The 25,577-nt window shown below is 70.9% G+C and carries 23 protein-coding genes; 17 read left to right on the forward strand and 6 right to left on the reverse strand.

The annotated features are described in order from the left end of the window. From VHD82_RS30545 to recQ, 10 genes are all read left to right on the forward strand, one after another. A partial coding sequence (locus VHD82_RS30545; protein ID WP_325711927.1) for a copper transporter occupies positions 1–933 on the forward strand: 933 nt, incomplete at its 5' end. A 122-nt stretch (positions 934–1,055) separates the two neighbouring features. Beyond that, positions 1,056–2,756 (forward strand): CTP synthase, encoded by a 1,701-nt coding sequence (locus VHD82_RS30550; RefSeq protein WP_325711930.1) that lies wholly within the window; start codon positions 1,056–1,058, stop codon positions 2,754–2,756. Beyond that, entirely contained in the window at positions 2,753–3,385 is a 633-nt protein-coding gene (locus tag VHD82_RS30555; RefSeq protein ID WP_325711933.1) for an NUDIX hydrolase, read from the forward strand. The genes VHD82_RS30550 and VHD82_RS30555 overlap by 4 nt, the downstream gene beginning before the upstream one ends. 59 nt (positions 3,386–3,444) lie before the next feature. After that, positions 3,445–4,347 carry a site-specific tyrosine recombinase XerD gene (gene xerD / locus VHD82_RS30560; protein WP_325712120.1) on the forward strand — a complete coding sequence of 301 codons (903 nt, stop codon included), beginning with the start codon at positions 3,445–3,447 and terminating at the stop codon, positions 4,345–4,347. A gap of 87 nt (positions 4,348–4,434) precedes the next feature. Further along, positions 4,435–5,403, forward strand: a complete 969-nt coding sequence (locus VHD82_RS30565; protein ID WP_325711935.1) for a ParA family protein — start codon at positions 4,435–4,437, stop codon at positions 5,401–5,403. Further along, the gene (locus VHD82_RS30570; protein ID WP_325711937.1) at positions 5,400–5,804 is read left to right on the forward strand and encodes a cobyrinic acid a,c-diamide synthase; all 405 of its coding nucleotides are present in this window, start codon (positions 5,400–5,402) and stop codon (positions 5,802–5,804) included. The genes VHD82_RS30565 and VHD82_RS30570 overlap by 4 nt, the downstream gene beginning before the upstream one ends. Positions 5,805–5,848: 44 nt before the next feature. Continuing rightward, positions 5,849–6,676 carry a segregation and condensation protein A gene (locus VHD82_RS30575; RefSeq protein WP_325712122.1) on the forward strand — a complete coding sequence of 276 codons (828 nt, stop codon included), beginning with the start codon at positions 5,849–5,851 and terminating at the stop codon, positions 6,674–6,676. Next, on the forward strand, positions 6,673–7,398 hold the full coding sequence (gene scpB, locus VHD82_RS30580) for an SMC-Scp complex subunit ScpB (protein WP_414637596.1): 726 nt from the start codon (positions 6,673–6,675) through the stop codon (positions 7,396–7,398). Before VHD82_RS30575 ends, scpB begins: the two co-directional genes overlap by 4 nt. Next, on the forward strand, positions 7,388–8,131 hold the full coding sequence (locus tag VHD82_RS30585; RefSeq protein WP_325711939.1) for a pseudouridine synthase: 744 nt from the start codon (positions 7,388–7,390) through the stop codon (positions 8,129–8,131). Before scpB ends, VHD82_RS30585 begins: the two co-directional genes overlap by 11 nt. A gap of 91 nt (positions 8,132–8,222) precedes the next feature. Further along, positions 8,223–10,046, forward strand: a complete 1,824-nt coding sequence (gene recQ / locus VHD82_RS30590) for a DNA helicase RecQ (protein WP_325711942.1) — start codon at positions 8,223–8,225, stop codon at positions 10,044–10,046. A 46-nt stretch (positions 10,047–10,092) separates the two neighbouring features. On the opposite strand, the gene VHD82_RS30595 is transcribed toward recQ, so the two are convergent. Continuing rightward, a complete protein-coding gene (locus tag VHD82_RS30595) occupies positions 10,093–11,289 on the reverse strand; it encodes a cation:proton antiporter (RefSeq protein ID WP_325711944.1) in 1,197 nt (398 codons plus the stop codon). A gap of 8 nt (positions 11,290–11,297) precedes the next feature. After that, entirely contained in the window at positions 11,298–11,780 is a 483-nt protein-coding gene (locus tag VHD82_RS30600; protein ID WP_325711947.1) for a cation:proton antiporter regulatory subunit, read from the reverse strand. A 131-nt stretch (positions 11,781–11,911) separates the two neighbouring features. Here VHD82_RS30600 and cmk point away from each other — a divergent pair, with 131 nt between their 5' ends. The 5 genes from cmk (at position 11,912) to VHD82_RS30625 (ending at position 19,897) form a co-directional block, all read left to right on the forward strand. After that, entirely contained in the window at positions 11,912–12,616 is a 705-nt protein-coding gene (cmk, locus tag VHD82_RS30605; RefSeq protein ID WP_325712126.1) for a (d)CMP kinase, read from the forward strand. Further along, a complete protein-coding gene (locus VHD82_RS30610; protein WP_325711949.1) occupies positions 12,613–13,275 on the forward strand; it encodes a lysophospholipid acyltransferase family protein in 663 nt (220 codons plus the stop codon). Before cmk ends, VHD82_RS30610 begins: the two co-directional genes overlap by 4 nt. Next, positions 13,272–14,687: a ribosome biogenesis GTPase Der gene (gene der, locus VHD82_RS30615; protein WP_325711951.1), complete on the forward strand. Its 1,416-nt coding sequence runs from the start codon at positions 13,272–13,274 to the stop codon at positions 14,685–14,687. Before VHD82_RS30610 ends, der begins: the two co-directional genes overlap by 4 nt. 96 nt (positions 14,688–14,783) lie before the next feature. Next, on the forward strand, positions 14,784–18,638 hold the full coding sequence (locus tag VHD82_RS30620) for a Pls/PosA family non-ribosomal peptide synthetase (RefSeq protein WP_325711953.1): 3,855 nt from the start codon (positions 14,784–14,786) through the stop codon (positions 18,636–18,638). After that, on the forward strand, positions 18,635–19,897 hold the full coding sequence (locus VHD82_RS30625; protein ID WP_325711956.1) for a M1 family metallopeptidase: 1,263 nt from the start codon (positions 18,635–18,637) through the stop codon (positions 19,895–19,897). Before VHD82_RS30620 ends, VHD82_RS30625 begins: the two co-directional genes overlap by 4 nt. On the opposite strand, the gene VHD82_RS30630 is transcribed toward VHD82_RS30625, so the two are convergent. Further along, complete coding sequence (locus VHD82_RS30630; protein WP_325711959.1) at positions 19,894–20,733, reverse strand: LysR family transcriptional regulator; 840 nt, start codon at positions 20,731–20,733, stop codon at positions 19,894–19,896. The genes VHD82_RS30625 and VHD82_RS30630 overlap by 4 nt on opposite strands. A gap of 105 nt (positions 20,734–20,838) precedes the next feature. Between VHD82_RS30630 and VHD82_RS30635 the strand changes: the two genes are divergently transcribed. Then, positions 20,839–21,564 (forward strand): SDR family oxidoreductase, encoded by a 726-nt coding sequence (locus VHD82_RS30635; protein ID WP_325711962.1) that lies wholly within the window; start codon positions 20,839–20,841, stop codon positions 21,562–21,564. Positions 21,565–21,642: 78 nt separating this feature from the next. Here the strand turns inward: VHD82_RS30635 and VHD82_RS30640 are convergent, their stop codons facing one another. Genes VHD82_RS30640 through VHD82_RS30650 form a run of 3 tightly spaced genes read right to left on the reverse strand, consistent with a single transcriptional unit; the run spans position 21,643 to position 24,398 of the window. Further along, positions 21,643–22,776 (reverse strand): GDSL-type esterase/lipase family protein, encoded by a 1,134-nt coding sequence (locus tag VHD82_RS30640; protein WP_325711965.1) that lies wholly within the window; start codon positions 22,774–22,776, stop codon positions 21,643–21,645. Between the two features lie 42 nt (positions 22,777–22,818). After that, the gene (locus tag VHD82_RS30645) at positions 22,819–23,598 is read right to left on the reverse strand and encodes an NAD(P)-dependent oxidoreductase (RefSeq protein WP_325711968.1); all 780 of its coding nucleotides are present in this window, start codon (positions 23,596–23,598) and stop codon (positions 22,819–22,821) included. A gap of 11 nt (positions 23,599–23,609) precedes the next feature. Beyond that, positions 23,610–24,398, reverse strand: coding sequence for an IclR family transcriptional regulator (locus VHD82_RS30650; RefSeq protein WP_325711970.1), 789 nt, complete (start codon positions 24,396–24,398; stop codon positions 23,610–23,612). 90 nt (positions 24,399–24,488) lie between these two features. Between VHD82_RS30650 and VHD82_RS30655 the strand changes: the two genes are divergently transcribed. Then, positions 24,489–25,574 (forward strand): hypothetical protein, encoded by a 1,086-nt coding sequence (locus VHD82_RS30655; protein WP_325711973.1) that lies wholly within the window; start codon positions 24,489–24,491, stop codon positions 25,572–25,574. The last annotated feature ends 3 nt before the right edge of the window (positions 25,575–25,577 follow it).

Consider the following 25,577-nt stretch of genomic DNA (forward strand, 5'->3'; position numbering starts at 1 on the left):
GCCCTGTCGCTGGCCGCCGTATTCCTGGCGCTGGCCGTGGGCGTCGTGCTGGGCTCCGGCTTCCTGTCGGACACGTTGCTGTCCAGCCTGCGTGACGAGAAGAAGGACCTCAACACCCAGATCAGCGGGCTCAACGACCAGAAGAATGTGCTGAACGAAAAGCTCAGCGCGGCAAACAATTTCGACACCCAACTGGCCGGTCGGATGCTGCACGACGCGCTGGGCGGCAAGTCGGTGGTGGTGTTTCGCACCCCGGACGCCAAGGACGACGACGTGGCCGCGGTGTCGAAGTTCATCGGCCAGGCCGGCGGGACGGTGACCACGACGGTGGCGCTGACCCAGGAATTCGTCGAGGCCAATTCCGCGGAGAAGCTGCAGACGGTGGTCAACTCGTCGGTGCTGCCCGCCGGCCAGCAGCTGAGCACCAAGCTCGTCGACCAGGGCTCGCAGGCGGGCGACCTGATGGGAATCGCCTTGTTGACCAACGCCACCCCGGCCGGCCCGCCGCCGCCGGAAGTCTCCGAGACCCAGCGCAACACCGTGCTGGCCGCGCTGCGCGACACCGGCTTCATCACCTACCAGGGCGGCGACCACCTGGGCGCGGCCAACGCCGCGCTGGTCGTCACCGGCGGCGCGCTACCCCAGGACGCCGGCAACCAGGGCGTCAGCGTGGCCCGGTTCTCGGCCGCGCTGGCCCCGCACGGCTCGGCCACGTTGCTGGCCGGGCGCGACGGATCGGCGACCGGAAGCGCCGCCGTCGCCGTGACCCGCGCCGACGCCGGGATGAACTCCGCGGTCAGCACCGTCGACAATGTCGACGCCGCGCCGGGCCGCATCACCGCCGTCCTCGGCTTGCATGACCTGATGAACGGCGGCCACCCCGGGCAGTACGGCACCGGTCACGGCGCCACGTCGATCACGGTCGCTCAGTAGCGGGCGTGTTCCCCGCGGCGCGGCGCCGTGGATGTTAGGGTGGGTTTCCGTGGGTCGGCAGGCCCAGCTAGTGATTCGCTAGAACAATTTTGACGCCCTGCCCGTCTTCACGGAGGTCGCCTGTGCGAAAGCACCCGCAAACCGCCACCAAGCACCTCTTCGTCAGCGGGGGCGTCGCATCCTCGTTGGGCAAGGGATTGACCGCCAGCAGCCTCGGTCAGCTACTGACGGCGCGCGGGTTGTACGTGACGATGCAAAAGCTCGATCCGTACCTCAACGTCGACCCCGGCACCATGAACCCGTTCCAGCACGGCGAGGTCTTCGTCACCGAGGACGGCGCCGAAACCGACCTCGACGTCGGCCATTACGAGCGGTTCCTGGATCGCGATCTGTCCGGTTCGGCGAATGTCACTACGGGACAGGTGTATTCGACCGTCATCGCCAAGGAACGGCGCGGTGAATACCTGGGCGACACCGTCCAGGTGATCCCGCACATCACCGACGAGATCAAGGGCCGCATCCTGGCGATGGCCCAGCCGGACGCGCAGGGCAACCGCCCCGACGTCGTCATCACCGAAATCGGCGGCACCGTCGGCGACATCGAGTCGCAGCCCTTCCTGGAGGCGGCCCGGCAGGTGCGCCACGACCTGGGCCGGGAGAACGTCTTCTTCCTGCACGTGTCGCTGGTGCCCTACCTGGCACCGTCCGGTGAGCTCAAGACCAAACCCACCCAGCACTCGGTGGCCGCGCTGCGCAGCATCGGTATCACCCCCGACGCGCTGATCTTGCGCTGCGACCGCGACGTGCCCGAGGCGCTGAAGAACAAGATCGCGCTGATGTGCGACGTGGACATCGACGGCGTCATCTCCACCCCGGACGCGCCGTCCATCTACGACATTCCCAAGGTGCTGCACCGGGAGGAGCTCGACGCCTACGTGGTGCGCCGGCTCAACCTGCCGTTCCGCGATGTCGACTGGACCGAATGGGACGACCTGCTGCGCCGGGTGCACGAGCCGCACGAGACGGTGCGAATCGCCTTGGTGGGCAAGTACGTTGAGCTTTCCGACGCCTACCTGTCGGTCACCGAGGCATTGCGTGCCGGCGGGTTCTTCCACCACGCCAAGGTCGAGATGGTGTGGGTGGCCTCCGACGACTGCGAGAGCGCGTCCGGTGCCGCGGCGGCGCTGGGGGAGGTGCACGGCGTGCTGATCCCCGGCGGGTTCGGCATCCGCGGCATCGAGGGCAAGATCGGGGCCATCCACTACGCCCGCACCCGCGGGCTGCCGGTGCTGGGGCTGTGCCTGGGCCTGCAATGCATTGTGATCGAGGCCGCCCGCGCGGCCGGCCTGGCCGGCGCCAACTCGGCCGAATTCGACCCGGACACACCGGATCCCGTCATCTCCACGATGGCCGACCAGGTGGACATCGTCGCGGGCGCGGCCGACCTGGGCGGCACCATGCGACTGGGCGCCTATCCCGCTGTGCTGGAAGAGGATTCGATCGTGGCCCGGGCCTACGGGACGACGCAGGTGTCGGAGCGGCACCGGCACCGCTACGAGGTCAACAACGCCTACCGCGACCGGCTCGCCAAGTCGGGCCTGGTGTTCTCCGGGACCTCCCCGGACGACCGGCTGGTCGAGTTCGTGGAGCTGCCCAAGGACGTGCACCCGTTCTTCGTGGGCACCCAGGCGCATCCGGAGCTCAAGAGCAGGCCCACCCGGCCGCATCCGCTGTTCGACGCGTTCGTGAAGGCCGCGGTGCGCTACCGGACCGCCGACCGGCTGCCGGTGGAGCTGCCCGAGCCGACGGCGAGCGTGCGGTGAGCGTTCCCGGCGAGCACGACTTCGAGGTGGTGTCCTCCCGGGACGTGCACATCGGCCGCGTGGTCGGGCTCCGCGTCGACGACGTGCGGATGCCCGGCGGTTCGGTCGCCAAGCGCGAGGTGGTCGAGCACCTCGGCGCGGTGGCGATCGCGGCGATCGACGACGACGGGGCGATCACGCTGATCCACCAGTACCGGCATCCGCTGGGGCGGCGGATCTGGGAGCTGCCCGCCGGATTGCTGGACGAGCCGGGCGAGGTCCCGGTCGAGGCCGCCAAGCGTGAGCTGGTGGAGGAGGCCGGGGTGACCGCGCGGCGGTGGGAGACGCTGGTCGACGTCGCGGCGTCGCCCGGCTTCACCGACGAAGTCGTCCGCGTGTTCCTGGCCCGCGAAGTGTCCGAAGTGGACCGTACGGAGCTCGGGCACGACGACGAGGAAACGGATCTGGTGGTGCACAAGGTGCCGCTGGCCGAAGCGGTGCGGATGGCGCTGGCCGGGGAGCTGGTCAACGGCGCCACCGTCGGCGGGGTGCTGGCCGCGCACGCGGTGCTCACCGGAGCCGCGAGCACCCGGCCCGCGGACGCGCCGTGGCGTGATCGTCCGGGCACCTTCGCGAAACGGGTTCGCTAGGTCTTCGCGTACGCGGGCGGGGGGCCTAGAGTGTCGCCGTGGCGAACCCGGTGGAACACGTGATCGCGGCCTATCTCGATCACCTCGCCGTGGAACGCGGGACGGCGCGCAACACCCTCGACAGCTACGCCCGCGACCTTCGCCGCTACGCCGGTCACCTGGACAGTGCCGGCGTCACCGACTTCGGGAAGATCACCGAGAAGGAAGTGACGTCGTTCGGCGCTGCCCTTCGCGAGGGCGACGAGGACCATCCGCCGCTGGCGGCTTCGTCGGCGGCGCGGGCCCTGGTCGCCGTCCGCGGGCTGCACCGCTTCGCGCATCTCGACGGCATCACCGTCGACGATCCCGCGCGCGAGGTGCGGCCCCCGGCGGCGGTCAAACGGCTGCCGAAAGCGCTTCCCGTGAACGACGTGCTCCGCCTGCTGGACATGCCCGGCGCCGAAGGCGAGCGGGCGTTGCGGGACAGGGCGCTGCTGGAGTTGCTGTACTCCACCGGCGCGCGGATCTCCGAAGCGGTCGGGCTCGATCTGGACGACGTGGACCGCGAAGAACGCACGGTGCTGCTCGACGGCAAGGGCGGCAAGCAGCGCCTGGTGCCGGTCGGGAGACCCGCGGTGCAGGCCGTCGAGGCCTATCTGGTGCGGGCCCGGCCGGTGCTGGCCGCGCGCGGGCGGGGCAGCGCCGCGCTGTTCCTCAACGCGCGCGGCACCCGGCTCTCGCGGCAGAGCGCCTGGCAGGTGCTCAAGACCAACGCCGAGCGGGCGGGGATTTCGGCCAGCGTGTCGCCCCACACGCTGCGTCACTCGTTCGCCACCCATCTGCTTGAAGGCGGGGCAGACGTTCGGGTGGTTCAGGAACTGCTCGGTCACGCATCGGTGACCACCACCCAGGTTTACACCCTGCTAACCGTCACTACTCTGCGTGAGATATATGCTACGGCCCATCCTCGGGCACTGGGTTGAGACGACAGAACTCGGCGAGCCGCTTTGGCGACAATCGCGGAGCGCAATAGGCTGCGGCAGACCCGTCGAACGAGGAGTTTTCGCGCCATGTCGACAGAGCAGCCAGCGGCCAGATCGGCAGCGGCCTTTTCAGCCGCCGCGAATCTCAACAACATGACCATCGCGACAGAGGGGGAACCCGAGGCTGTGGACACGGCCGTGCAGCCCGGCAAGGTGAACGGGGCGCCCTCCGTGGGCCCGACCGGCAGACCATTGCGGGACATTCCGGACCCGCCGTTGCTCGACAGGCACGGCCCGGCCACGGTGCTGGCCATGTGCAACCAGAAGGGCGGGGTCGGCAAGACCACCTCGACCATCAACCTGGGTGCCGCACTGGCCGAGTACGGCAGGCGGGTCCTGCTGGTCGACTTCGACCCGCAGGGCGCGCTCTCGGTCGGCCTCGGCGTGCAGCCGCACGAGCTGGACAACACGGTCTACAACGCGATCATGGAACGCGCCGTCACCGCCGATGACGTGCTGCGCAACACCAAGATCGAGGGCATGGACCTGCTGCCGAGCAACATCGACCTGTCCGCGGCCGAGGTCCAGCTGGTGGCCGAGGTCGGCCGCGAGCACACGTTGCTCCGGGTACTGCAACCGGTGATGAGCGGGTACGACTATGTTCTGGTCGACTGCCAGCCATCGCTCGGGCTGCTCACGGTGAACGCGCTGACTGCCGCGGACGGCGTGATCATCCCGCTGGAGTGCGAGTTCTTCAGCCTGCGTGGCGTGGCTTTGCTGATCGACACGATCGAGAAGGTACGCGAGCGCTTGAACCCCAAACTGGACATCACCGGCATCCTGGCCACCATGTTCGACCCCAGGACCCTGCATTCGAGAGAGGTCATGGCGCGGGTGGTGGAGGCATTCGGTGAAACCGTGTTCGACACGGTGATCAACCGCACCGTCCGGTTCCCGGAGACCACCGTGGCCGGAGAGCCGATCACCCGCTGGGCCCCCAAGTCGGCCGGTGCGCAGGCCTACCGCGCGCTGGCTCGCGAGGTGATCGCTCGGTGAGCAGGCGAGCCTCCCTGCCCGGGGCTTCGGAACTCTTCCGCCTGACCAGCAGCCCGGCACTGGAACCGATGCTGCCCGTGGAAATGCCCAAGCCGGCCCCCGCGCCGCAGGACCAGCGGCAGCAGCTGGAACGCAGCGGTGGCGCGGCCAAACGCGGTTCCGGACGCCAGAAGCACGATTCGAAGATCACGGTCTACGTCTCCGGGGACGAACTGGTCGCGATGGAACAGACGCGGCTGACGCTGCGCGCCACACACGGCCTGGTCATCGACCGCGGCCGGCTGGTGCGCGAGGCGGTGGCGGTGCTGCTTGCCGACTTCGAGCAGCACGGCCCGGATTCGGTGCTGGTCCAGCGGTTGCGGGAGCACGAATACGACGCCGAGGAAGCCACCGGGTCGTGACCACCCCAGAGGAACCGGCTGGGGAGGCTCCCCGGCCGGAGCCTTTGGCCGAAGAGGTCGTCTCCGAGGGTGCCGCGAAGTTCAAGGTCCACCTCGCCAACTTCGAGGGCCCGTTCGACCTGCTGCTGCAGCTGATCTCGCAGCATCAGCTCGACGTCACCGAAGTCGCTCTGCACCAGGTCACCGACGATTTCATCGTCTACACCCGTGCCCTTGGCGCGAAGTGGGACCTGGACGAGACCACCGAGTTCCTCGTCATCGCCGCGACCCTGCTCGACCTCAAGGCCGCCCGGCTGCTGCCGGCGGCCGAGGTGGAGGACGAGGACGACCTGGCGTTGCTGGAGGCGCGCGACCTGCTGTTCGCGCGTGTCCTGCAGTACCGGGCGTACAAGCAGGTCGCGGAGCTGTTCTCGGAGCTGGAGGCGGGTGCGCTGCGGCGGTACCCGCGCTCGGTGGCGGTCGAGGAGCGCTACGTCGGGATGCTGCCCGAGGTGATGCTGGGCGTGAGCCCGGAGAAGTTCCGGGAGATCGCGCTGGCGGTGTTCCGGCCCAAGCCGCCGCCTACCGTTTCGCTGGACCACCTGCACATGGGGCGGGTGTCGGTGCGCGAACACGCCGCGTTGCTGCGGTTGCGGCTGGCGGAGGCGGGCACGGCGAGCTTTTCGGAGCTGGTGTCGGACTGTGCGCACACCATCGAGGTGGTGGCGCGGTTCCTGGCACTGCTGGAGCTTTACCGCGAGTCGACCGTCCAGTTCGAACAGGCCGAGGCACTGGGCTCGCTCAGCGTCCGCTGGACCGGTGGGTCGGTCGAGCAGGCCGCCGAGGAAGCCGAAGCCGACCGTGCCCGCGCCGAAGAGGAGGAGTACGGGTGAGCCCCCAGGACGAAGACGCGATCGTCGATCTGGACCGGATCGAACCGGAGCCAGTCGCCGAGCCTGGACCTGAAGTCGAGGCTGAGCCTGTCGCGGAGGCGCCGGAAGAGAGCGCGCCCGAAGAAGCCGAGCCGGGCGAGGATCCCGAGCTGGTCGCGATCGAACGGCGGATGCCCGACCTCACCGAGCCGGCCGCGCTGGAGTCGGCGCTGGAGGCGCTGCTGCTCGTCGTCGACTCGCCGGCCAGCGAGGAGTCGCTGGCCGGGGCGGTCGAGGAGCCGGTGGACAGGGTCACCGAGGCGCTCAAGACGATGTCCGCGCGCTTCACCGGAAACGGCAGCGGGATCGACCTGCGCCGCGTCGGGGAGGGCTGGCGCTTCTTCACGCGGGACACCTACGCGCCCTTCGTCGAAAAGCTCCTGCTCGACGGCCAGCGGTCCAAGCTCACCAGGGCGGCGCTGGAAACCCTCGCGGTGATCGCGTACCGCCAGCCGGTCACCCGGGCCAGGGTCGCCGCCGTGCGCGGGGTGAACGTGGACGGGGTGATCCGCACCCTGCTCGCCCGCGGTCTCATCGAGGAGACCGGCACCGACCCGGAGACGGGTGGCAACCTGTATGTGACCACCGAACTTTTCCTCGAGCGGCTCGGGCTGTCGTCGCTGAACGACCTGCCCCCGATCGCCCCGTTGCTACCGGAAGTGGACGCGATCGATGACATCTGACGAAACCCCTGACGGCGTCCGCCTGCAGAAGGTGCTGGCCAAGGCCGGGGTCGCCTCGCGGCGCGCGGCCGAAGAGCTGATCGTGCAGGGCCGGGTGAGCGTGGACGGCCGCACGGTGCGGGAGCTCGGCCGCCGGGTCGACCCGGACAACGCCGTGATCCACGTCGACGGCACCCGCGTGATCCTGCGCGAGGACCAGGTCTACTACGCGCTGAACAAGCCGCGCGGGGTGCACAGCACGATGGAGGACGACCAGGGCCGCCCCTGCGTCGGCGACTACGTGCGCAACCGCGCGGAGCGGCTGTTCCACGTCGGCAGGCTGGACGCCGAGACCGAGGGCCTGCTGCTGCTGACCAACGACGGTGACCTCGCGCACCGGCTGATGCACCCGTCCTTCCACGTGCCCAAGACGTATCTGGCCGAAGTGGACGGACTGGTGCCCCGCGGGCTGGGCAAACAGCTGAAGGCGGGCGTCGAACTCGAGGACGGTCCGGTCAAGGTGGACGCGTTCCGGGTCAAGGACATGCAGGCCGGAAAGACGCTCGTCGAGGTCGTGCTGCACGAGGGACGCAAGCACATCGTGCGGCGGCTGCTCGCCGAGACCGGGCACCCGGTGCGGAAGCTCGTGCGCACCGCGGTCGGTGACGTCCAGCTCGGCAACGGCAAACCGGGCAGCCTGCGCCGGCTGACCCGCGAGGAGGTCGGCGGGCTCTATCGCGCCGTCGATCTGTGACGTTGCGGGGCGACCGGTCGGGGCGTTCCGATGTCACGCCCGCTCCGCGTGGTCCTTCGATGACGTCAGACCCCGCCGCTACCATCGCGGGGTGACTTCCACCGACACCGTCTCCGACGCACTGGACGTGCTCCGGCGCGTCTTCGGCTACGACGCCTTCCGCGGCGAGCAAGAGGCGATCATCGAGCACGTCGCCGACGCCGGTGACGCGCTGGTGCTGATGCCGACCGGTGGCGGGAAGTCGTTGTGCTACCAGATCCCGTCGCTGGTGCGCGAGGGCGTCGGCGTGGTGATCTCGCCGCTGATCGCGCTGATGCAGGACCAGGTCGACGCGTTGCGCGCGCTCGGCGTGCGGGCCGGGTTCCTCAACTCCACACAGGATTTCCAGCAGCGGCGCGAGGTGGAGGACGCCTTCCTCGCAGGCGAGCTCGATCTGCTGTACCTGGCGCCGGAACGGCTGCGGCTCGAGTCGACGGTGAGCCTGCTCGGCCGCGGCAAGGTCGCGCTGTTCGCGATCGACGAGGCGCACTGTGTTTCCCAGTGGGGGCACGACTTCCGGCCGGACTACCTGATGCTGTCCGAGCTGCACGAGCGCTGGCCGGACGTGCCGCGGATCGCGCTGACCGCCACGGCGACGAGGGCGACGCACGAGGAAATCGCGACGAGGCTGAACCTCGGCGAGGCGCGGCATTTCGTCGCCAGTTTCGACCGGCCGAACATCCAGTACCGCATCGTGCCGAAGAACAGCGCGCAGAAACAGCTGCTGGACCTGCTGCGCACGGAACACGCCGGGGACGCGGGGATCGTGTACTGCCTGTCGCGGGCGTCGGTGGAGAAGACCGCGGAATTCCTTTCGAGCAACGGGATTCCGGCCGTGCCCTACCACGCGGGGCTGGACTCGCGGACGCGCGCGGCCAACCAGGCGCGGTTCCTGCGCGAGGACGGGCTGGTCGTGGTGGCGACGATCGCGTTCGGGATGGGGATCGACAAACCGGACGTGCGGTTCGTGGCGCACCTCGACCTGCCGAAGTCGGTCGAGGGGTACTACCAGGAGACCGGCCGCGCGGGCCGCGACGGGCTGCCGTCCACGGCGTGGCTGGCGTACGGGCTGCAAGACGTTGTGCAGCAACGCAAGATGATCGACACGTCCGAGGGCGACGACGCGCACCGGCGGCGGCTCGGGCAGCACCTGGACGCGATGCTCGCGCTGTGCGAGACCATCGAATGCCGGCGTGTGCAGCTGCTGAACTACTTCGGGCAGCAGGGTGAGGCGTGCGGCAACTGTGACACCTGCCTGGCGCCGCCGGAGTCCTGGGACGGGACGATCGCGGCGCAGAAGCTGCTCTCGGCGGTGTACCGGCTGGCGAGTGAGCGGCGGCAGAAGTTCGGCGCGGGGCAGGTGATCGACATCCTGCTCGGGAAGCAGACGCCCAAGGTGAGCCAGCACCGGCACGACGAGCTGACGGTGTTCGGCATCGGGGCAGAGCTGTCCGAGAGCGAGTGGCGCGGGGTCGTGCGGCAGCTGCTGGCGCAGGGATTGCTTGCGGTGGAAGGGGATTACGGCACGCTCGTGCTCACCGACGCCAGTGGCGAGGTGCTGGGGCGGCGCCGTGAGGTGCGGTTCCGGCGTGAGCCCAAGCGCGCCGCGAAGGCACCGAAGGCGGCCAAGGCGAAGGCCGCGGCGGTGGAGATGCCGGCCGGGGCCGCGCCGGTGTTCGAGCGGTTGCGCGCCTGGCGTTCGGAGACGGCGAGGGACCAGGGTGTCCCGGCGTACGTGATCTTCCACGACGCGACGCTGCGGCAGATCGCCACCGAGCAACCGTCCACTTTGGCGCAGCTCGGCGGCGTGAGCGGGGTCGGTGAGAACAAGCTGGCCAAGTACGGGCAGCAGATTCTGGACGCGCTGGCGAGCTGACTGAACCGGTGCGCGGGCACCTCGTCGTGCCCGCGCACCGGTGTGCTCAGTTCGCCGTGGAGGTGGCCGTTTCGTGCCGGGTCGCCTTGCGCTGCAAGGCTTTCGCCACCGGCTCGACGATGCGGGCCGCCGTCGGGCCGAAGATGGCCATCAGCAGGACGTACGCGGTGGCGAGCGCCGCGAGCTCGTCGGTGACCGCGCCCGCCGTCACGGCCAGGCCGGCGATCACGATCGAGAACTCGCCGCGCGCCACCAATGCGGCGCCGGCACGCAGCCGGCCCAGTTTGCCTACCCCCTGCCTGCGCGCGGCCCACCAGCCGGTGCCCACCTTCGACGCCGTGGTGATCACGGCCAGCAGGACCGCCCAGCCCAGCACGGGCGGGATCGACGCCGGGTTGGTGTTCAGCCCGAACACCACGAAGAACACGGCCGCGAACAGGTCGCGCAGCGGCTCCAGCAGGTGCGTGGCGTTCTCGGCGGTGGACCCGGAGATCGCGATGCCGAGCAGGAACGCGCCGACCGCGGCCGAGACCTGCATCGCCGAGGCGAGCCCGGCCACCAGCAGCGCCGCGCCGAGCACCTTGAGCAGGAACACCTCGCGGTCGTCGGAGTCCACGATCGCGGACACGTAGCGGCCGAACTTCAGCGCGATCACCAGCACCACGGTGATCACCAGCAGCGAGATGCCGACGGCCTCCATGCCGCCGAGGAAGCTGACCCCGCCCAGCACGGCCGTCAGGATCGGCAGGTACAGCGCCATCGCCAGGTCCTCGAACACCAGGATCGACAGCACGACAGGGGTTTCGCGGTTACCGAGCCTGCCGAGGTCGCCGAGCACCTTGGCGACGATCCCGGAGGAGGAGATGTAGGTGACCCCGGCCATCACCATCGCGCCGATCAGGCCCCAGCCCATCAGCAGCGCGACGGCCGCGCCGGGGGCGGCGTTGAGCACGATGTCGAGCACGCCGGCCAGCCACGACCGTTTCAGTCCGGTGAACAGCTCCGCGGCCGAATATTCCAGGCCCAGCAACAACAACAGCAGGACGACGCCGATCTCACCGGCCAGATGCGTGAAACCGCCGATGTCCTGCAGCGGGATCAGGCCACCCTGGCCGAAGGCGAGACCGCCCAGCAGGTAAAGCGGGATGGGGGACATGCCGATCCGGCCGGCGAGCCGGCCGAGCACGCCCAGCACGAAGAAGACGCCACCGAGTTCGATGAGGGACAGGGCGGTGTGATCCATAGGCTGGCTTATCCGTTCTTCAAGATCTTGAGGGCGTTTTCGAGCCCCTCGGAGGTGCCGACGGCCACGAGCACGTCGCCCGCGGTGAAGGTGAAGTCGGGGGTGGGGGAGGGATGTGCCTGCCCGGCCCGCACGACGGCGACCACCGAAACCCCGGTTCTGGTGCGCATCGCGGTGTCGCCGAGCGTGCGCCCGTCGAACGGCGCGCCGGTCCTGATCGGCAGCTGCCGGGTGCTGATGCCGGGCAGATCCCGGTGCTCCTCGGTGAGCTGCGCGACCAGCTGCGGGGCGCCGAGCAGGTTCGCCAGCGCGCTCGCCTCTTCGGCGGTCAGCGGCAGGGACGCCAGGCAGGCGTCGGGATCGTCGGATTTGGACACGATCAGTTCTGTCTGCCCGTCGCGATGGGTCACCACGCCGATCCGCCGTCCACTGCGGAGGGCGAAATCCTTGCGTACCCCGATGCCGGGCAGAGGAGTCACTTCCACATTCACGCTTCCCCACGTTACCGGTTTGCCCGATTCGGCCCGGTGCGGCCGTCCGCCCGCCTGCCAGGCAGAATGGGCGGTGACGACAACCGGTTCGAGTACCGAGGAGAATTGCGGTGGCGGGAGCCCTACGTGGCGTGATCGCGCTGGACGGACCGTCGGGCACCGGGAAGACCACGGTGGCGCGCAAGCTCGCCGAGCGCCTCTCGGCCGGGTATCTCGACACCGGCGCGATGTACCGGGTGATCACGCTCGCGGTGCTGCGCGAGGGCACCGATCTCGAGGACGCGGAGGCGATCGCCGCCGTGGCCCGGCGCACGGTGTTCTCCATCGGCACCACCCCGCAGCGCCCGGCCGTGGCGCTCGCGGGCGAGGACGTGGCCGCGGAGATCCGCGGGCCGGAGGTCAGTCACGCCGTGTCCCCTGTTTCGGCCCTGCCCGCGGTGCGCGAGCTGCTGGTCGCGCGGCAGCGGCGGATCGTCGAGGACGTCATCGCCGAGGTCGGCGGGATCGTCGTCGAAGGGCGCGACATCGGCACTGTCGTGGCGCCGGACGCGCCGTTGAAGATCTATCTGACCGCGTCGGCCGAGATCCGGGCCGCGCGGCGCAGCGCGCAGGATTCGGCCGCGGGCCGGGAAAGCACCCACGCCGCGGCGCTGGCTTCGGTGGACAGGCGGGACAAACTGGACTCCAGCCGCGCCGCTTCGCCGTTGCGCCCGGCCGAGGACGCGGTGCACGTGGACACCTCCGAGCTGCAGATCGACCAGGTGCTGGTGGCGCTGACCGAACTGGCCCGCAAGCGGAGCCTGCTCTCGGACTGCACGGCCGGGGCCAGGCGGTGAACTCGGCAGGGCTGCCCGAAGGCGCGTCGCCCTGGCTGCACGAGGTCGGCCGCCTGATCGGCAAGGTGCTGCTGCGGCCCGCTTACCGGATCCGGGTGCACGGCCGCGAGCGCGTGCCGCGCACCGGGCCGGTGGTGCTCGTGGCCAACCACAGTTCGCTGGTCGAACCGCAGCTGATTTTCGGAATGCTGCCGCGCCGCTCGGTGTTCCTCGTGAAGGAGGAGATGTTCACCGGGGTCGCCGGGTGGCTGCTCCGGCGGATCGGACAGGTGCCGGTCCGCCGGGGCGAGCCGGACCGGGCGCCGTTGCTGGTCACCGCGCAGCTGCTGCGCGACGGCGGCCTGGTCGGCGTGTTTCCTGAGGGCACCCGCGGCGACGGGGACGTGGCGAGTGCCGAACGCGGCGCGGCCTGGCTGGTGCGGGCTTCCGGCGCGGTCGTGCTGCCGGTCGCGGTCCGCGGCACGAAACGCCCGGCCGACGGGAAACGGCGGTTCCGGCCGACGATCGACCTGGTGTTCGGCGAACCGTTCGCCCTCGAGGTGGGCAAGGGCCGGGCCGGGCTGGTGACGGCCACCGAGACATTGCGAGCGGAGCTCGCGTCACTGGTGCGCGGACTGGATGAGCAGCGCGCATCGAGAAAACAGGAAGCGGAGTTATGACAGACGTGGACGGCACCTGGTCCGACGAGGCGGAGTTCACCGCGCTCGATGGCCAGGTGGACGGCGCGGCCGACGCGGACGAAGCCGAGCTGAGCCAGCCGGTGCTGGCCGTTGTCGGCAGGCCCAACGTGGGCAAGTCGACCCTGGTCAACCGGATCCTCGGCCGCCGCGAGGCGGTCGTGCAGGACGTGCCCGGGGTGACCAGGGACAGGGTGGCCTACGACGCGCTGTGGAACGGCCGCCGGTTCACCGTGGTGGACACCGGTGGCTGGGAGCCCGGCGCGAGCGGCCTGCAGGGCGCGGTCGCGGCACAGGCCGAGCTGGCGATGGCCACGTCGGACGCCGTGCTGCTGGTGGTGGACGCGTCGGTGGGCGCGACGACCACCGACGAGGCTGTCGCGCGCGTGCTTCGCCGCTCGAAGCGGCCGGTGATCCTGGCCGCGAACAAGGTCGACGACGGGCGCCTGATGGCCGATGTCGCGTCGTTGTGGTCGCTGGGGCTGGGCGAGCCGCAGCCGGTCAGCGCGCTGCACGGCCGCAGCTCGGGCGACCTGCTGGACGCGATCGTCAACGCGCTGCCCGAGGCGCCGCGCGACGGCGAGCGCGCGTCCGGCCCGCGCCGGGTGGCGCTGGTCGGCAAGCCGAACGTGGGCAAGTCGAGCCTGCTCAACAAGCTCACCGGCGAAGAGCGCGCGGTCGTGGACTCCGTCGCGGGCACCACGGTCGACCCGGTGGACTCCCTGGTGGAGCTGGACGGGCAGACGTGGCGCTTCGTGGACACCGCGGGGCTGCGCAAGCGGGTGCACACCGCCAGCGGCACCGAGTACTACGCCTCGCTCCGCACCAAGGCCGCGATCGACTCGGCGGAAGTGGTGATCGTGCTGCTGGACGCGAGCGAGCCGTTGTCCGAACAGGACCTGCGGGTGCTGACGATGGTCACCGAGACGGGCCGGGCCTGCGTGCTGGCGTTCAACAAATGGGACCTCGTGGACGAGGACCGCAGGCACCAGCTGGAGAAGGAACTGGACCGCGGGCTGGTCCGGGTGCCGTGGGCGGAGAAGGTCAACATCTCGGCGCTGACCGGGCGTTCCGTGCGCAAGCTGGCGCCGGCGCTGCGCCGGGCGCTGGAGTCCTGGGACCAGCGGGTTTCCACCGGCCAGCTCAACGGCTGGCTGTCGGAGCTGATCGCCGCCACCCCGCCGCCGGTGCGTGGCGGCAAACAGCCGAAGGTGCTCTTCGCCACCCAGGCGGCGATCCGGCCGCCGACGCTGGTGCTGTTCACGACGGGCTTCCTGGAGGCCGGCTACCGGCGGTTCATCGAGCGCAAGTTCCGGGAGCGGTTCGGCTTCGCGGGCAGCCCGGTGCGCATCAACGTGCGGGTGCGGGAGAAGAAGCCGAAGAAGGTGAAGTAAGACCGCCGCGGACCGCCAGGTAAACTGGCGGGCCGCACGGGCGCCTCAACCACCGCGAGCGCGAGCCCGACCTGTACCGGAAGGTGAGTGACGGGCTTGCTGTCTGCCCTGGAAACGCCCCTGCCCACGATCGTCGACACCAGACCGAGGGCGCTGTTCCGGTCCGGTCTCGCGGCCGCCGAACGCACCCTGCTGGACATCTTCGCCGAAACCGTCGCCCGGCATCCGTCCGCGCCCGCGCTGGACGCGGACGGCACGGTGCTGAGTTACCGGAAGCTGGCCGAAGAGGTCGACGCGCTGCGCGGCCGGCTGGCCGAGACCGGCATCGGCGTCGGCGACAGGGTCGGCGTGCGGATCTCGTCGGGCACCGCCGAGCTGTACGTCGCGATCCTCGCGGTGCTGGCCGCCGGCGCGGCGTACGTGCCGGTCGACGCGGACGACCCGGACGAGCGGGCGGCGCTGGTGTTCGGCGAGGCCGCGGTGTCCGCGGTGCTCACCGACGGCGGCGTGCTCACCCCGCACGCGACGCCCGGTGGCGAGCCCGGCGTGCCCGGTCCCGCGGACGACGCGTGGATCATCTTCACCTCCGGTTCCACCGGCAAGCCCAAGGGTGTCGCCGTCCCGCATTCGGCGGCGGCGGCCTTCGTCGACGCCGAGGCGCAGCTGTTCCTCGCCGACGAGCCGATCGGCCCGGGGGACCGGGTGCTGGCCGGGCTTTCGGTGGCGTTCGACGCCTCGTGCGAGGAGATGTGGCTGGCGTGGCGGCACGGCGCCTGCCTGGTGCCCGCGCCGCGTTCGCTGGTGCGCACCGGGGTGGACCTGGGCCCGTGGCTGATCGCGCAGGGCATCACGGTCGTGTCCACGGTGCCGACGCTGGCCGCGCTGTGGCCGGCGGACGCGCTCGAAGAAGTCCGGCTGCTGATCTTCGGCGGCGAAGCCTGCCCGCCCGAGCTGGCCGAACGCGTCGCCGTCGAGGGCCGCGAGGTGTGGAACACCTACGGCCCGACGGAGGCCACCGTCGTCGCGTGCGCCGCGCAGCTGACCGGCGAGGGCCCGGTGCGCATCGGGCTGCCGCTGCTGGGCTGGCAGCTCGCGGTGGTGGACGAGCTGGGTGAGCCGGTCGCGATGGGCGAGAGCGGGGAGCTGGTGATCGGTGGCGCGGGCCTGGCCCGCTACCTCGATCCGGTCAAGGACGCGGAGAAGTTCGCGCCGCTGCCGTCGCTGGGCTGGTCCCGCGCCTACCGCAGCGGTGACGTCGTGCGCGCCGAGGACGAGGGGCTGATCTTCCTCGGCCGGGCCGACGAGCAGATCAAACTGGGCGGCCGCCGCATCGAGCTTGGCGAGGTGGACGCCGCGCTGCAAGCGCTTCCCGGGGTGGCCGGTGCGGCCGCCGCGATCCGGGAAACCAAGGCGGGCAACCAGATTCTGGTCGGCTATGTGGTTCCGGTCGGCGAGTTCGACCTCGACGCGGCGAGCGCGCTGCTGCGGCAGAAGCTGCCCGCGGCGCTGGTGCCGCTGCTCGCCGTGATCGAAGACCTGCCGACCCGCACCTCGGGCAAGGTGGACCGGGCCGCGCTGCCGTGGCCACTGTCCACTGTGGAGGCCGGCGGGCTGTCGCCGACGGAGACCTGGCTCGCCGAGGGCTGGTCCGAGATCCTGGGTGTCGCGGCCGGCGATCCCGGCGCCGACTTCTTCAGCCACGGCGGCGGCAGCCTGACCGCCGCCCAGCTCGTCGCCCGGATCCGGACCCGCCACCCGCAGGTGTCGGTCAACGACATCTACCAGCACCCGACGCTCGGCGGGCTCGCCGCGCTGCTGGACGGGATGCACGCGACCGAGACCGTGCGCCTGGACGTGCTGCCCACGCCGCGCCGCGCCGGGGTGGTGCAGGCGCTGGCGATGATCCCGCTGGCCACGCTGGTGGGCCTGCGCTGGGCGGCGGTCGTGGCGGCGTTGTCCACGGTGCTGTCGATGACCGGGGCCGCCTGGGCGCCCGCGGTGTCGTGGTGGCTGCTCGCGGTGGCCTGGCTGGTGTTGTTCAGCCCGGCGGGCCGGATCGCGATCTCCGCCGGTGGCGCGCGGCTGCTGCTGCGCAAGGTGCGCCCCGGCAGCTATCCGCGCGGCGGGAATGTCCACTTGCGACTGTGGGCGGCCGAGAAGCTCGCCCAGTTCAGCGGTGCCGCCGACGTGTCCGGCGCGTCCTGGATGACGCATTACGCGAAAGCCTTGGGCGCCAAGGTTTCCCCGGGGGTGGACCTGCATTCGCCGCCGCCGGTGACCGGGCTGCTCAAGCTCGGCCGTGGCGCGGCGATCGAGCCCGAGGTGGACCTGTCCGGGCACTGGGTGGACGGCGATCTCGTGCACATCGGCAAGATTCGCGTGGGTGCCGGCGCCAGGGTGGGCGCACGCAGCACGCTGTTCCCGGGTGTCCGGATCGGCAAGGGCGCGGAGATCGCCGCCGGGTCGACGGTGCGTGGCGCGGTGCCGGCCGGGCAGCGGTGGGCGGGTTCGCCCGCGCAGCGGTCCGGGAAGGGTGCACTGCGCTGGCCGGCCAGCCGTCCGCCGCGTTCGCGCGTGTGGTCGTTCGTCTACGGGTGCACGTCGGTGTTGCTCGGTCTGCTGCCCGCGATCGCCGCGGTGCCCGGGGTCGTCGTGCTGGGCTTGGCCGTCGCGGATGGCCCTTCGCTCGGGAAAGCGCTTGCTTTCGTGCCGCTCGCGACGATCGTGTACTTCGTGTCGTACGCGCTGCTGGTTCTCGTGGGGGTGCGGGCGGCGGGCATCGGCATGGCCGAGGGCTATCACCCCGTGCACGGTTCGATGGCGTGGCGGGTGTGGACCGTCGAGCGGCTGATGGACATGGCGCGGACGGGGCTGTTCCCCTTGTACGCCAGCCTGTTCACCCCGGTCTGGCTGCGGCTGCTCGGCGCGAAGGTGGGCCGGGACGTGGAGGCGTCCACCGTGCTGGCGCTGCCGAAGATGACGAAGGTCGACGACGGCGCGTTCCTGGCCGACGACACGATGGTCGCCACCTACGAACTCGGCCACGGCTGGCTGCACGTGGCGCCCGCCCGGATCGGCAAACAGGCGTTCCTCGGCAACTCCGGGATCACCGCGCCCGGCCGGGCCGTGCCCAAGCGCGGGCTGGTCGGCGTGCTGTCTTCCGCGCCGCGCAAGGCGAAGAAGGGCTCGTCGTACCTGGGGATGCCGCCGATGCCGTTGCGGCGCGCGGTGGAAACCGGGGACGCCGGGCGCACCTATCGTCCGGCCGCGCGGTTGAAGGTGGCGCGGGCGCTGGTCGAACTGTGCCGGATCGTGCCGGTGATGTGCGCGGTCGCGCTCGGTGTGCTGGTGGCCGCCGCGTTGCTCGCGGTGTGGTCGGGCGCCGGGCTGTGGGCCGCGGCCCTGCTGTCCGGGCTGGTGCTCTTCGGTGCCGGGCTGGTGGCCGCGGCGGTGGCGACGGCGATGAAATGGTTGCTGGTGGGCCGGTTCCGCACGGTCGACCATCCACTGTGGAGTTCGTTCGTATGGCGCAACGAGCTGGCCGACACCTTCGTCGAGACGCTCGCGGTGCCCTGGCTGATCGGCGCTATCGGTGGCACGCCGCTGCTGCCCGCGTGGTTGCGCACGATGGGCGCGCGGATCGGGCGCGGGGTGTGGCTGGAGACGTACTGGCTGCCGGAGGCGGACCTGGTGCGCCTCGGTGACGGCGCGACGGTGAACCGTGGTTGTGTGGTGCAGACGCATCTGTTCCACGACCGGATCATGAGCATGAGCGGAGTGACCTTGGCCGAGGGCTCGACGCTCGGGCCGCACGGCATCGTGCTCCCCGGCGCGCGGATCGGTGCCCGCACCACCGTGGGCCCGGGTTCGCTGGTGACCAGGGGCGACGAGGTGCCCGCCGACTCGCGCTGGCTGGGCAACCCGATCTCCGCCTGGGGGCGCCGGGCTTGAGGACGGCACTGGGGAATCACGGCAGCGACGGCTACCGGGTGACGCACTACGACCTGGAGCTGGACTACAAGATCGGGCCGAACAGGCTGTCCGCGCGCGCGAAGATCACGGCGGTGAGCACGCGCGCGCTGCCGCGGGTGGTGCTGGACCTGTCCGGGTTCAAGATCAGCGGGGTGAGCGTGGACGGCCGGGCCGCCCGGTTCACCCGGCAGCCCGGCAAGCTCAGCGTCAAACCCGCCCGCGCGGTGCCCGCGGGCACCGAGTTCACCGTGGAGGTCCGGTACTCGGGCAACCCGAGGCCGGTGGACGGGCGGTGGGGCGAGATCGGCTGGGACGAGCTGACCGACGGGGTGCTGGTGGCCAGCCAGCCGATCGGCGCGCCGTCGTGGTTCCCGTGCAACGACCATCCGTCGGACAAGGCGTCCTACCGGGTCACAGTCACCACGGCTTCGCCGTACACCGTGCTGGTGACCGGGAACCTGGTGTCCCGCCGCGCCGGCGCGAGCACGACGACCTGGGTGTACGAACGTCCCGAGCCCACCGCGAGCTACCTGATGAGCGTCCAAATAGGACGATACGAGGAGCTGGCGCTCGACGGGCCGGTGCCGCAGCGCGTGGCCGTGCCGCGCGTGCTGCGGGCCGAAGCGGCGCGGGATTTCCGGCGCCAGCCGGAGATGATGGCGTTGTTCGAGCGGCTGTTCGGGCCTTACCCGTTCGGTGAGTACGTCGTCGTGGTGACCGACGACGAGCTGGAGGACCCGGTCGAGGCGCAGGGCATGGCGATCTTCGGCGCCAACCACGTCGACGGGGCGCGCGGTTTCGAGCGGCTGGTGGCACACGAGCTGGCGCATCAGTGGTTCGGCAACAGCCTGACTATCGCGCAGTGGCGCCATATCTGGCTCAACGAGGGGTTCGCCACCTACGCGGAATGGCTGTGGTCCGAGGAATCCGGCGGCCCGCGCGCCGAGGAGCTGGCGCGGCAGTGGTGGGGCCGGATGTCGGAACGCGCCCCGCTCAAGATCGGCGACCCCGGCGAGTCGAACCTGTTCGACGAGCGCGTGTACAAGCGCGGTGCGCTGGCGCTGCACGCGTTGCGCGAGCGCATCGGGGACGAGCGGTTCTTCGCGATGTTGTCGTCGTGGGCGCAGGAGCGGCGGCACGGCACGGTGAGCACGGCGGAATTCGTCGCACACGCGGAACACCATGCCGGTGAGTCACTGACGGAGTTCTTCGAGGCGTGGCTCGGCGACAGCGTCTAGAGCCGCGTCGCGGCGCGCACAAGCCCTGCGACAGCAAGGGATCGGCTGTGCGGCGGCCACGCGATCACGGTGGTGACCGTCGGCGCGTCCACCACCGGCACGGTCGCCAGGTTGTCGCGCAGCTGGCCGCGGACCGACTCCGGCAGGATGGCGCAGGCCCGGCCGAGCATGATCAGCTGGAGTAGCTGGCCATGATCCCGGAGCTTCGGGCCAGGGCCGTCCCGGTAGGTCCCGTCGCGGCCGGGCCAGCGCGGCAGCGGCAACCCGGGCAGCGCGGCGACGTCGGCCATCCGCACGTGCCGCCGGGTGGTGAGCGGGTGCCCGGCAGGCAGGACCGCGACCTGGCCTTCGGCGTGCAGCTCCTCGACGTCGAGCCCGGTCGTCGAGTCGAACGGGAGATGCAGCAGCGCTACGTCGGCCCGCCCGTCACGCAGAAACCCTTCCTGCTCGGCGATTCCGCACAGGACCACGTCGACCGCGACCGCGCCGGGTTCGGCGGCGTAGGCGTCGAGCAGTTTGGCCAGCAGCTCGCTGGACGCGCCGGCCTTCGTCACGAGAACGACGCTGGGCTCGCTGGTGGCAGCGCGCCGGGTGCGTCGCTCGGCGGCGTCGACCGCGTCGAGCGCGGCCTGGCCTTCGCGGAGTAGCACCGCCCCGGCGTCGGTGAGGGTGACGGCCCGGCTGGTGCGTTCCAGCAACGTTGCCCCGAGCCGCCGTTCGAGCTGCCGGATCGCCCGGGACAGCGGCGGTTGTGCCATCCCCAGCCGCTCCGCCGCCCGCCCGAAGTGCAACTCCTCGGCGACGGCCACGAAGTACCGCAGCTCGCGTGTCTCCATACCCGTCACGGTACGCCTGGTGACCTGGGTCGATACCCGTACGGTACCGCTGCCCACCGGGATGGTCTTGGCCTGTCCGGTGGTGCCGGGGACAGGATCGATGGCATGAGCGAACAGACGATCGCGCTGGTCACCGGCGCGAACAAGGGGATCGGATACGAGATCGCGGCGGGCCTGGGCGCGCTCGGCTGGCGCGTCGGTGTCGGCGCGCGGGACGGGCAGCGGCGGGAGGCCGCCGTCGAGAAGCTGCGTGCGCAAGGCGTCGACGCGTTCGGCGTGCCGCTGGACGTGACGGATGACGAGAGCGTGGCCGCCGCGGCGCGGTTGATCGAGGAGCGCGCCGGCCGTCTCGACGTGCTCGTCAACAACGCCGGAGTCACCGGCGGGATGCAACAGGTGCCCACCGCGGTCGATCTCGAGACCGTGCGGACGGCTGTGGAGACCAACGTATTCGGCGTCATTCGCGTGATGGATGCGATGCTTCCGCTGCTGCGCCGCTCGGCGTCGCCGCGGATCGTGAACATGTCCAGCAGCGTCGGCTCACTCACGCGGCAGACCACGCCCGGCCTTGAAACGGGCCCGATTTCGGCGGCCTACGCGCCCTCGAAGACGTTCCTCAACGCCGTCACGGTGCAGTACGCGAAGCAGTTGCGGGACACGAACATCCTGATCAACGCGGCCTGCCCGGGCTACTGCGCGACCGACCTCAACGGCTTCCGCGGCGTCCGCACACCCGAACAGGGCGCGGCGACCGCGATCCGGCTCGCGAACCTGCCCGACGGCGGCCCCACGGGCGGTTTTTTCGAGGACGACGGTGTGGTGCCCTGGTGACGGTTCAAGTCCGGGGCCCGGCAACGAAGGCCGGGGAACACCCCACGCGTGTCCGTTGCCGGTGCGGCACAAGGGAAGTCAGCCGAAAACCGCACCATCCCTGAACGCCCGGGCGGTGAAGCGCTCCGCGATCCGGTGATGGGTGGCCGCATCCGGGTGCAGGGCGTCCGGCAGCGGCAACTCCTCGAAATCCGCCGGGCCGTAAAGCTCCAGGCCATCCAAATAGGACAGTGCGGGATCCTCCGCGGCGCGCTGCTTCACGATGCGGGCCAGCTCGTCGCGGATCACGGTCAGCGTCAGCTTCCCCGGGGCGGGCTCACCGGTCGCGTGGAACCGCACCGCCCCGTCCTCGAACGAGGGTATGCCGGGGCCGGGGGTGTCCTCGTGGATCGGGCAGTAGATCGGGGAGATCACCAGCAGCGGCGCATCGGGATGCCCTTCGCGGATCGTGTCCAGGAAACCGTGCACGGCGGGGGTGAACGCGCGCGGCCGCATCAGGTCCGCGTTGACCAGGTTGATCCCGATCTTCACGCTGATCAGGTCGGCGGTGGTGTCCCGCATGGTGCGCGCGGTGCACGGGTCGAGCAAAGCGCCCCCGCCCAGCCCGAGCTGGATCAGCTCCACGTCACCAGCGGCGGCGGCCAGCGCGGGCCAGGTCTGGGTCGGGCTCGCCGCGCCGGTGCCGTTGCTGATGGAACTGCCGTGGTGCAGCCAAACGCGCCGCTCCATCGGAACCGTCTCCGCCGGAGCGTCCGTGCGCAGGGCGGCCAGCTCGGTGATCTCGTTGTGCGGCAACCAGATCTCGACCAGCTTCTCCCGCGCGGGCAGGCCGGAGAACCGCACGGTGCCGGCCGGGCCCGGCTGCCGCTCCATCGCACCGGTCATCATGTCCACCAGCAGCACGTTCCCGTCGGGCACGTTCGCCTGGGCGGTCAGCTCGCCGTCGATCAGCAGGTCGTAGACGCCGTCGGGCGGGGCGGGCGCGTTCCGGTAGGAAACCTTGGTGCGCAAGGTGTCCAGCTCGACGACGGTGGCCGCGGTCCGCAGTACCAAGCGGACGCCGGAGGGCTGCGACTGCGACATCGTCAGCCGCGGGTCGTTGGTCTGGGCTCGGGCCCACGCGGGCAGCCGGTGCGGCAGGAAGCCCTGCCCGGTGGGTTCGAGTTCGCGGGCCCCGCGCACGAGCTCCAGGGTGATCGGGGTGGTGTGCACGGACCCAGTCTGTCGGCCGGGGCCCGCGCGCGCATCCGCTTTCTAGTTCGGCACGCCCAGCGGCGCCGTGCAGAACGGGCCGCCGACGAACTTCGCCGCGATACCCGTCGGCGCGGGTCCGGTCATTTCGGCGGCGAACTTCTCGGCGTCGTCCTGAGAGCGGTAGCCCAGTGCCTCGGCTTCGGCGAGCGAGTACACGCGGCGGGTGTTGTCCGAGACGCCCCAGATGACGCGGTATCCCGGCGACGGGAACGTCAGGCAGGCGTCGAACAACCGGCCGGCGTCGTCGGGGGAGAGCCAGGTGGCGAGCCCGCGGATCCCCGGCGGCCGTTCGAAACACGAGCCGATGCGCACGCAGATGACGTCCATCCCGAACCGCGAGTGGTACAGGCTGCCGAGGGACTCGATGACGGCCTTGCTCACCCCGTAATAGGTGTCCGGCCGTGGCGCCGAATCCGCGGGCAGGTTTTCGCCCAGCTCACGGAATCCCGCCGCGTGGTTGCTCGACGCGAGCACGATCCGGCCCACCCCGGCCTGCCGCGCCGCCTCCAGAACCGTGTGTGTGCCATTGATGTTGACGTCGACGGTGTCCTCCCACGAGGCTTCCCGGCTGCGTCCGCCGAGGTGGATCAGCGCGTCCACCCCTGCGCACGCGGCCGCCATCGCTTCGGGGTCGGTGACCGAGCCGGTCAGTATTTCGTCATTGCCGCCGGGCTCGGGCGTGGTGAGGTCCAGCAGCCGCAGCACTCGCCCGTCCTGGCGGAGGCGGGGCCGCAGCAGCGTGCCGACGATGCCGGCCCCGCCGGTGATCAGGACGCGCATTTCGTTCTCCCTCAACGGATTCCGGCGCGGCGCAGCCGCTGGCCGAGTTCGGCGGCGGTTTCGGCGAGCAGCTCGCCGAGGTGGCGCACCTGTTCGTCGGTGACCTGGTCCACGGGCAGCGAGCAGCTGATCGCGTCGGTGCCGGGAATGCGGTAGGGCACCACGGCGGCGACGCACCGGACACCGGGCGTGCCTTCCTCGACCTCGGCGGCGAAACCGCGCTGGCGGGTGGTGTCGCATTCGGCGAGCACGTCGTCCAGCGAAGTGATCGTGTTCGGGGTGAGCTGCCGCAGCGGTCCGGCGAACAGCGCGCGGATCTCGTCCTGCGTCAGCTCCGCCAGCAGCGCCTTCCCCAGCGCGGTCGCGTGCACCGGCAGTGTGCGCCCGACCCGCGACACCAGGTGCGTGGAATGCCGTGATTCACGCGTTTCCAGGTACACCACCTCGGCGCCGTTGCGCCGCGCGTAGTGCGCGGTGAACCCGGTGCGCTCGCGGATGGTCTCCAGCGTTTCGGTGGCGTGGGGGATCGCCGGGTCGCGGTCGAGGTAGGCGGTGCCGCAGATCAGCGCCTGCACGCCGAGCCGGTAACGGGCTGTGCCGGGGTCCGCCTCCAGCCAGCCCGCCTCGTACAGCGTGCGCAGCAGTCCGTGCAGGCTCGACCGCGGGAAACCGGTCTGGGCATGCAGATCCGACAGGGACAGCCAGGCGTCCTGCGCCGCGAAGGTCTCCAGGAGTTCGACCGTGCGGCGGGCGGATTTCACTCCCGACGGCTCGGCCGCGAGTTCCGCGGGTTCCGGCATGGGCCCTCCGTTGACTGATGGCGCGGGCGATATTAGCGTTCAGCATACGGGCTACGTTCACTGATGTGAACACGGAGAGGATCGGCGCGCATGAAGGTCGTGGCGTACGCGTACCCCTGGGATGTCGCGGAGCCCGGTTTCCTCGACCGCGTCGCCGAACTCGGGGTGGATGAGATCGCCGTCGCCGTCGCGTACCACTCGGCCCGCGCCGCCACACCGTGGTCGGCCTCGCGCACGTCGGTGCTCGCCCGGGACGCCGCGCTGTACCGGCCGGTGCGTGACGAGCGGTGGTCCCGGCTCAAGCCCGCCGCGGCGGACTGGGTCGATTCCCCGGACAGCGCGGGCGAAGCCATCGCTTCGCTCGACAACGCCGCGGCGTGGCTCGTGCTCACGCACAGCTCGCGGCTCGGTGAGGAGTTCCCGGAACTCGCGGTGCGCAACTGCTTCGGCGAGCGCTACCCGTGGGCGCTGTGTCCGGCGCAGGAAGAGGTCCGCGACTACGCGGTCACGCTCACCGAGGAATCGTTGGCAGGGCTGGAAGTCTCCTCGGTGATCCTCGAGGCGTGCGGGCAGCTCGGCGCGGTCCACCAGTGTCGGCACGAGAAGACGGACGCTGTGTGGTCGCCCGCCGTGGTCCGGCTGCTTTCGGTCTGCTGCTGCGAAGCGTGCGGGCTGGAGTCCGGTGTGGACAGTGCGCTGCGAGCCGAGGTGAACCGGCTGATGGCCACCGGTGACGACACCGTCCGGCTCCCGGCGGACCTGCAGGCCACGATCCTCGCCGGACGGCAGCGGTCCACGGATCTGCTGCGGCGCGCGGTGCTGGAGAAGGTCGACGCGCCCGTCGTGCTGCACGGCGCGGTCGACGAGTGGGAAACCGGTGCGCTGCCGGGGCTTACGCCGTGCGCGGCCGAAGAGGTGGGCTCCGTCGTGTTGCCCTGCTGGCAACCCGGGGCTACCAGCCTGGACAACGTACGAGCCGCACGGAGCCGATACGCCAAGGCCGCGCTCGGCGCCTACGTGACAGCAGTGGGCGCGAACCCGGCGCCCGACATGAAGACGTACGTGAGCGAGCTGGGCCGTGCCGGAGCGGATCAGCTGCATCTGTACCACCTCGGCCTCGCCGGGCCCGCGCGGTGGGGCGACATGCAGGCAGCCGTAGCAGGCGCCGCGCAGTAGGAA

This window comes from Amycolatopsis sp., from assembly GCF_035546795.1.
GTDB lineage: Bacteria > Actinomycetota > Actinomycetes > Mycobacteriales > Pseudonocardiaceae > Amycolatopsis_E.

Coding starts and splice junctions, on each gene's coding strand:
- VHD82_RS30585 (WP_325711939.1), top strand. CDS start 7,388: ATGACATCTGACGAAACCCCTGACGGCGTCCGCCTGCAGAAGGTGCTG.
- VHD82_RS30650 (WP_325711970.1), bottom strand. CDS start 24,398: ATGCCGGAACCCGCGGAACTCGCGGCCGAGCCGTCGGGAGTGAAATCC.
- VHD82_RS30635 (WP_325711962.1), top strand. CDS start 20,839: ATGAGCGAACAGACGATCGCGCTGGTCACCGGCGCGAACAAGGGGATC.
- VHD82_RS30595 (WP_325711944.1), bottom strand. CDS start 11,289: ATGGATCACACCGCCCTGTCCCTCATCGAACTCGGTGGCGTCTTCTTC.
- VHD82_RS30565 (WP_325711935.1), top strand. CDS start 4,435: ATGTCGACAGAGCAGCCAGCGGCCAGATCGGCAGCGGCCTTTTCAGCC.
- VHD82_RS30645 (WP_325711968.1), bottom strand. CDS start 23,598: ATGCGCGTCCTGATCACCGGCGGGGCCGGCATCGTCGGCACGCTGCTG.
- VHD82_RS30630 (WP_325711959.1), bottom strand. CDS start 20,733: ATGGAGACACGCGAGCTGCGGTACTTCGTGGCCGTCGCCGAGGAGTTG.
- VHD82_RS30655 (WP_325711973.1), top strand. CDS start 24,489: ATGAAGGTCGTGGCGTACGCGTACCCCTGGGATGTCGCGGAGCCCGGT.
- der (WP_325711951.1), top strand. CDS start 13,272: ATGACAGACGTGGACGGCACCTGGTCCGACGAGGCGGAGTTCACCGCG.